At 65.0% G+C, this 7,815-nt stretch carries 6 protein-coding genes; 3 read left to right on the top strand and 3 right to left on the bottom strand.

All coding sequences use genetic code 11. The features are described from left to right. Window positions 1-1,359, top strand: a 1,359-nt coding sequence (locus EN781_RS19340; protein WP_245492617.1) for a glutamate synthase-related protein, incomplete at its 5' end; no start/stop codon positions are given. 142 nt (window positions 1,360-1,501) lie between these two features. Continuing rightward, a complete protein-coding gene (locus EN781_RS19335; protein WP_126058419.1) occupies window positions 1,502-2,956 on the top strand; it encodes a glutamate synthase subunit beta in 1,455 nt (484 codons plus the stop codon). Here the strand turns inward: EN781_RS19335 and EN781_RS19330 are convergent. Continuing rightward, a complete protein-coding gene (locus tag EN781_RS19330; protein WP_126058420.1) occupies window positions 2,953-4,179 on the bottom strand; it encodes a DUF459 domain-containing protein in 1,227 nt (408 codons plus the stop codon). The genes EN781_RS19335 and EN781_RS19330 overlap by 4 nt on opposite strands. A 26-nt stretch (window positions 4,180-4,205) precedes the next feature. Beyond that, window positions 4,206-5,429 (bottom strand): lytic murein transglycosylase, encoded by a 1,224-nt coding sequence (locus EN781_RS19325; protein WP_126058421.1) that lies wholly within the window; start codon window positions 5,427-5,429, stop codon window positions 4,206-4,208. A 201-nt stretch (window positions 5,430-5,630) separates the two neighbouring features. On the opposite strand from EN781_RS19325, the gene galU reads away from it, so the two are divergent. Continuing rightward, complete coding sequence (galU, locus tag EN781_RS19320; protein WP_189347694.1) at window positions 5,631-6,545, top strand: UTP--glucose-1-phosphate uridylyltransferase GalU; 915 nt, start codon at window positions 5,631-5,633, stop codon at window positions 6,543-6,545. Window positions 6,546-6,591: 46 nt separating this feature from the next. On the opposite strand, the gene EN781_RS19315 is transcribed toward galU, so the two are convergent. Further along, window positions 6,592-7,815 (bottom strand): outer membrane beta-barrel protein (locus EN781_RS19315; RefSeq protein WP_127400235.1); only part of this gene is annotated, 1,224 nt, incomplete at its 5' end.

The raw sequence follows: 7,815 nt of genomic DNA, 5'->3' as shown, positions 1-7,815 counted from the left end.
GTGCTCAACGGCCTCAGGTCGCGCGTGGCGCTGCAGGTCGACGGCGGCCTGCGCACCGGGCGCGACGTCATCATCGGCGCGCTGCTCGGCGCCGACGAGTTCGGCTTCTCGACCGCGCCGCTGATCGCGGCCGGCTGCATCATGATGCGCAAGTGCCACCTCAATACCTGCCCGGTCGGCGTGGCGACGCAGGACCCGGTGCTGCGCAAGCGCTTCAAGGGCACGCCCGAGCACGTCATCAACTTCTTCTTCTATGTGGCGGAAGAGGTGCGCGCGCTGCTCGCCGAAATGGGCTTCACCCATCTCGACCAGATCATCGGCGACACCGATCTTCTGGAGAAGCGCGACGTAATCCAGCACTGGAAGGCGCGCGGGCTCGATTTCGGCAAGATGTTCTTCAAGCCGGACGCGCCGCACGAGGCGGTGCACTGGACCGAGCGCCAGAAGCATCCGATCGACGACGTGCTCGACCGCAAGCTGATCGAGCTGGCCAAGCCGGCGCTGGAAGCCAAGCAGGCCGTCTCCATCGAGCTGCCGATCCGCAACGTCGACCGTTCGGCGGGCGCGATGCTGTCGGGCGAAGTGGCCAAGCGCTTCAAGCACAAGGGGCTGCGCGAGGACACGATCCAGGTGAAGCTTACCGGCACCGCCGGCCAATCCTTCGGCGCCTTCCTGGCGCGGGGCGTCTCGTTCGAGCTGGTCGGCGCCGGCAATGACTATGTCGGCAAGGGCCTGTCGGGCGGCCGTATCGTCATCCGCCCGCCAGAAGAGGCCAAGATCGTCGCGGCCGAATCCATCATCGTCGGCAATACGGTGCTTTACGGCGCCACCGAGGGCGAAGCCTATTTCGCCGGCGTCGCCGGCGAGCGCTTCGCGGTGCGCAATTCGGGCGTCGCGGCAGTCGTCGAAGGCGTCGGCGACCATGGCTGCGAATACATGACCGGCGGCATCGTCGTCGTGCTCGGCAAAACGGGGCGCAACTTCGCCGCCGGCATGTCGGGCGGCGTCGCCTATGTGCTCGACGAGAAGGGCGATTTCGCCGAACGCTGCAACATGGCGATGGTCGAGCTGGAGCCGGTCCCCGAGGAAGACGACCTCATGGAGAAGCTGCTGCATCACGGCGGCGATCTGGACCACAAGGGTCGCGTCGACGTCTCCGGCGACATGACCAGCCATGACGAGGAGCGGCTCTACCAGCTGATCTCGAACCACGTGCATTTCACGGGCTCGGCGCGCGGCCGTGAAATCCTCGACAACTGGGCGGCGTTCCGGCCGAAATTCCGCAAGATCATGCCGGTCGAGTATCGCCGCGCGCTGATCGAGATGGAACGCATGCGCATGAGCGTGGCGGCCGAATAAGCATTGGACGGGCCGGAGAGATGGATCTCCGGCCGCCATCCTCACCAACAATCCTGACCCCGGACTGCGGTTGCCATGGCGGCCTTATGGGGTTAACGGGTGCGCCGACAAGTGCGTGCCTTCGGACAGCAGGGACTGGACTATGGGCAAGGTAACAGGGTTTCTTGAGATCGACCGGCAGGTGCACAAGTACCAGCCGGCCTCCGACCGCATCCGGCATTTCCGCGAATTCACGCTGCCGATGTCGGACAAGGAGGTCGAGAAGCAGGCCGCGCGCTGCATGGATTGCGGCATTCCGTTCTGCCACGGGCCGACCGGCTGCCCGATTCACAACCAGATCCCCGACTGGAACGACCTCGTCTACAATGGCGACTGGGACAATGCGATCCGCAACCTGCATTCGACCAACAACTTCCCGGAATTCACCGGCCGCATCTGCCCGGCGCCTTGCGAGGAAGCCTGCACGCTGAACCTCGAGGACATTCCGGTCGCCATCAAGACGGTCGAGCAGGCGATCGCCGACAAGGCCTACGAAACCGGCCATATCCGGCCCTATCCGCCGGAGAAGAAGACCGGCAAGCGCGTCGCCGTCATCGGCTCCGGCCCGGCCGGCATGGCGGCGGCCCAGCAGCTCGGCCGCGCCGGCCATGACGTGCACGTCTACGAGCGCGAGAGTCGTCCGGGCGGGCTGATGCGTTACGGCATCCCGGACTTCAAGATCGAGAAGCACTATATCGACCGGCGCATCGAGCAGATGCAGGGCGAGGGCGTCACCTTCCACTGCGGCGTCAATGTCGGCGTCGACAAGCCCGTGGCCGAACTGCTCGCCGAATATGACGCGGTGCTCTATTGCGGCGGCTCGGAAATGCCGCGCGCCGCCAACATACCGGGCGACGACCTCGGCGGCGTGCATGACGCCATGCCCTATCTGGTGCAGCAGAACCGCCGTGTCGGCGGCGAGCCGATCCAGTCGGTGGCGTGGCCCTCGCATCCGATCATCGCCAGCGGCCAGCATGTCGTCGTCGTCGGTGGCGGCGACACCGCGTCCGACTGCGTCGGCACCGCCTTCCGCCAAGGCGCGGTGCGCGTCACCCAGCTCGACATCCGCCCGCAGCCGCCGGAGAAGGAAGACAAGCTCGCCGTCTGGCCCTACTGGGCGACCAAGATGCGCACCTCGTCCTCGCAGGCCGAGGGCGCCGAGCGCGAATTCCAGGTGGCGACGCTTGAATTCATCGGCGAGGACGGCCAGCTGACCGGCGTCCGCTGCTGTGAGGTCGACGAGAAGCGCAAGCCGATCGCCGGCACCGAATTCGTCATCCGCGCCGATCTCGCCTTCATCGCCATCGGCTTTGCCGGGCCGGCCGCCACCGGCGTGGCGAGCGAGCTGGATGGACAGATGAGGATCGTCACCGACAGCCGCCGCTCGAAGAATGTCGAGGCCAATGACCGCGACTACAAGACCAGCGTCGAAAGGCTTTACGCGGCGGGCGACGTGCGCCGTGGCCAGTCGCTGGTGGTGTGGGCGATCCGCGAGGGCCGCCAGGCGGCGCGCTCGATCGACGAGGCGCTGATGGGATCGAGCGTTTTACCTCGTTAAGGGTTGATAGCCGTCGTCGTATCCGGTGTCGCGGCTGACGTTGCGGGCTGGGTTTTCGGCGGCCAGGAGAAATCGTCGGCGCGGCCGGGCGAGGCAGCGGGCGCCTTGCCCTCGATGACGAGTTTCTCGCCAGGTAAATTCGGATTCGCCTTGGCGGGCGCCGCCGCGCCGAGAAGCTCGGAGCCGCCGTCCAGCGCCGGATCGCCGAGCAGCATCGGCACGGTGCGGTCGATCACGATCGGAGCGGCATTGGCCGCCGGCGCTTCGACCGGGGCGCCGGCCGGCGCGGAGACCGTTGTCACGCTTCCGGGCGCGGCCAGCCCGAGGATCTTGGCCAGCGGCTTTTCGGTGTAGAAGGCAAGCTTGCGCTTGCCGGCCTTCGAGACATTGATGCCGTCGTCCGAGCGCAGCCGCACAGCCTGGCCGTTGATGTCGGGGCCGGTGGTGACGAAAGCGCCGTTCTCGTCGACGAAACCGTCCCAGACATCGACGAACTCGCCGCCATGCTTTTCGGCGGCCGAGCGGTAGATGTCGTTGAAGGCCAGCATGTCCGAAGTCATCTTCGGCAACCGGAAGGCCGGCATGCCGACCCACAGGAACGGCACCTTGGCCTCCGCAATGGCCTTGCCCAGCGCATCGGTGCGGCGCTCATATTCCTTGGTCCAGTTCTCGGATCGCGGCTGTTCGCGCACGTCGCCGACCTTCATCTGCTGGCGGTCGTTGGAGCCGAGCATGACGACGACGACCGATGGTTTCTCGGTCTCGATCAGCGTTTTGATCTGTTCTGGCCAGTTGTAGAAATCATCGCGCACGAAGCCGGAAGAGCCGTTGCTGCGCACCGCGATCCTGACGCCGGCGTTTTCGGCGAAGGCGGTGTCCAGGCCCTCGCCGAGACCGCTCGCCATGAAATCGCCGACCACAAGCACGACGCGGGCATCCGGCGTCTTCTCGACGATCGGCGTCTGTGGCACTGCCGGGAGGCGCGGCTTGGATTTCCTGGTCTTTGCCTTCGGCCTTGCCTTCTGGATGTCGAGCGGCGGCTCGATGCGCTCGCTGCGGCGCGGGAACAGCAAGTCACGCAGCGACCAGCCGCGGCTCTGCTCCTCCTGCGCCATGGCGGGCGTGTGGAAGGCGCTGGCCGCGGCCACCATCAGGACGCCAAGGGCCAGGATCAGGATCGGCGTGCGACGAACGATCGCCCGTATGCGCCCAGCCGAAACCAATCACTTCCTCCGTCCCTGAAGCGGTCCTATTTCTTGCGGAGCCATTTGAGCACTTCCATGCTCGGATAGCCATCCTGGGTCAAGCCGGCCTTCGCCTGGAAGGCCATGATGGCGGCTTTCGATCCCTCGCCGATCTTGCCGTCGAACTTGCCGTCATAGTAGCCGTGCTCGGAAAGCCGTTGCTGCAGTTCCTGCCGCTCCTCGAAGCTCAGCTTGGTGAAGGGCCGTTTCCAGTCCTGCACCAGGCCGCTGCCACCAGCGATCTCGTCGGCAAGAAGGCCCACGGCGAGCGCGTATTTGTCGGCGTTGTTGTAGGCCTTGATGACCGAGAAATTCTTGATCATCAGGAAGGCTGGCCCACCGCGGCCGTCGGGCACTTTCAGCGTCGCCTTGTCGGAGCCGTTCTTGAACGGCTTGCCGTTGGCCCTGACGACGCCAAGCGCCTGCCATTGCGCCAGCGTCTTCGAGCCGGCGGGAAGCTTGCCGGCCGGCAGGACGACCTCGTAGCCCCAGGTCTTGCCGGCCTGCCAGCCGTTCTTCCTCAGCAGATTGGCGGCCGTCGCCAGCGCATCGGGGATCGAGTTCCAGATGTCGCGCTTGCCGTTGCCGTCCATGTCGACGGCATAATGCTGGTAGCTGGTCGGGATGAACTGGGTGTGGCCCATGGCGCCGGCCCACGAGCCGCTGAGATGGCTTTCGTCGATGTCGCCGCTCTGCAGGATCTTCAACGCCGCGATCAGCTGGGTGCGGGCGAATTTCGAACGCCGCGGGTCGGCATAGCCAAGTGTCGCCAGCGAGCGGATGACATTGCGCATGATGTCGTTGCGCTTGAGGATCTCGCCATAGTTCGATTCCATCGACCAGATGGCGAGCAGGATGTTGCGGTCGACGCCGAACCGCGCCTCGATCCTGTCCAGCCACGGCTTCCATTTCCTGGCCATCTGCTGGCCGACGGCGACCGACTGGTCGTGCACGCGGTTGTCGAAATAGTCCCAGGCGGGTGCCGTGAACTCGGGCTGGGTGCGGGCCTTTTCCAGCACCACCGGATCGACATCGGTGATGTTCCTGAAGGCCTGGTCGTAGATCGCACCGGAGACGCCGCTCTGCACCGCCGTGGCGCGGAAGCTGGCAACCCATTGCCGGAATCCGGCATCGGCGAAAGCAGGTCCCGCGGGCATCAGCAGGGTAAGCGACAGGCTGGCCGCCGTCACGACGCTTGCGAGGCGCTTTGCGGTGCTGCGAACGGACATCTGTTCCTCCTTCTTCATGTCAGGAAGATCATTCATCGCCGAACCCGGTTAGTATTTAGTTTACCATAGGTGGGGTCGGGAACGAAAAGACGCGACGATGCTTTACGCACTGCAAGTTTTGTAACCCGGTGTTCTTTACGTCTCGATTCCGGCGCGAAAATGTCTCAGAACGGGATTGCGGAGCAGGCAATCAAACGGATAATTGGCAGCATGAAGAGAGTTCGCAAGGCAGTCTTCCCGGTCGCTGGTCTCGGCACGCGGTTCCTTCCCGCCACCAAGGCAATTCCCAAGGAAATGCTGACGGTCGTCGACCGGCCGGTCATCCAGTATGTGGTCGATGAAGCCCGGGATGCCGGCATTGAGCATTTCATTTTCGTCACCGGCCGCAACAAGGCGGTCATCGAAGACCATTTCGACGTCCAGTTCGAGCTCTACGACACGCTTGCCCAACGCGGCAAGGACGACCAGCTTGCCCGACTGCAGCGGCTGCAGCCGGCGCCGGGCCAGACCAGCTTCACTCGCCAGCAGGTACCGATGGGGCTTGGCCATGCCGTCTGGTGCGCGCGCGAACTGGTCGGCGACGAACCGTTTGCGCTCCTCCTGCCCGACATGATCATGCAGTCGGAAAAGAGCTGCATGAAGGACATGGTCGAGCTCTATGCCGAGACCGGCAACAACATCATCGCGGTGCAGGAGTGCGATCCGGCCGAAGCGCATAAATACGGCATCGTCGGCCGCGGCGAGGACACGCATCACGGCTTCCGCATCACCGGCATGGTCGAGAAGCCGAAGGCGGGCACCGCGCCCTCGAACCTGTTCATCAACGGCCGCTATATCCTGCAGCCGGAGATTTTCGGCATCCTCGAAGGCCAGGAACGCGGCGCCGGCAACGAGATCCAGCTCACCGACGCGATGCTGAGGTTGGAGAAGCGGCAGCCCTTCTACGGCTACCACTACCGGGGCCGAACCTTCGATTGCGGCTCGCCGGAAGGCTTCGTCGAGGCCAATGTCGCCTTCGCGCTGTGGCGCAACGACATGAATGCCAGCATGGCCGGCGTCATCCGCACGCTGCTGGATGAGGTGCAGCCGTCGGCGCGGCGCGGCGCCGCATTCTAGGGCGTATCGATATTCAGGCCGGCCTGGCCTGAATTCCGGCACGTCCTCAGCGCTGCACCTTCAGCCCCAGGAAGACGCTGTTGGCGACATAGTCGCGGCCGGGCAGGTTGCTGGTCAACTTCTCCGTCCTGACCCTTGTGGTGAGGCCGGCATAGCGGTTGAGCCACCATGTCAGCCCGGCCTCGGCGCTCAAGATCAGGTCATGGCCGTCGGATCCGGTATAGTCGCGCCAGTCGAGGCCAAGCGCTGAATTCGCCGTCAGATTGGCGCGGATCCGCCGCTCACCGGTAAGCCGGCCCGAGTAGAGGACATCGCCACTTTCCCCAGCCGTCGTCGTGCTCTCGATGGTGGTCCTGCCCGTGAGCCCGACGATGGTGCCGCGCTCGGGCGACCATTTGAGATCGGCGTTGACGTACGGTCCCGCGTTGGCCGGCAGACGGTCGTCATCGATCGCTTCGCGCAGCCAGCCGACGGAGAATTCGCCCGACAGCTTGTCGTCCATGTCGAGTTCGAGGCCGGCGCGCGCGCCGAGCCTGGTCGAGGAGCGTTCGTACAAGTTGCTGTCGAGGCGCAGATCATATATCCGTCGCCCGGCCTCCACCTCGACAAAAGGCGTGATGGCCGGTGAAACCTCGTAGCCGGTACGCAAGGTAGCGCTGTAGAGCGTCGAATCGCGGTCCCTCTGCGACAGCGTGGTGCCGTCCGAAAGGTTGGCGTCGCCGAAGAAGTCATGCGTGATCGCGCCAGTCAGCGCGTAGCGCATCTTGCCGGCATCCTTCTCGATGGCGAGGCTGCCGTCGACGGTCTGTCGCAGCGGCTGCGAGGTGACGCCGGCGATGGCATCCGGCGAGGAGGCTGATTCAGGCACCGCCTCGTAGCCGAGCTTGGCGATGGCGCGCAGCTCGTTGTCGAGGTCGACGTTGAGCTGGCCTTCGATGCGGCCTTGCGCATCGTTGATCTTCTGGCCCGAGACCGTGTTGCGGAAAATGCCGTAGCCGTCGATTGTGGCCGAGTTCTCGCGCCAGTCGGACGCAGCGGTGAAGCGCAGCGCCGTCTCCGACAGCAGCGCCGATTTGCCGCCGCTACTGGCATCGGCGTTGGACGTCGCGGTGAGGCCCTGCTCGAGCGTCGGCTTGAACACGAAGGTGCCGACCTTGATGCCTGTGGCGGCGAAGGGGTCGTCCTCGGGCTTGATTTTCTGGCCTTCGATCGATGCGGTGCGCTCCGCGCCCGGATCGAGCTTCTGCCTGTCGACGCTGTCGACGGTGAC

Source organism: Mesorhizobium sp. M4A.F.Ca.ET.090.04.2.1 (assembly GCF_003999085.1).
In the GTDB taxonomy this organism is placed as follows: domain Bacteria; phylum Pseudomonadota; class Alphaproteobacteria; order Rhizobiales; family Rhizobiaceae; genus Mesorhizobium.
The sequence above is the reverse complement of the archived record's forward strand: the minus strand, read 5'-3'. Positions and strand labels throughout refer to the sequence as shown.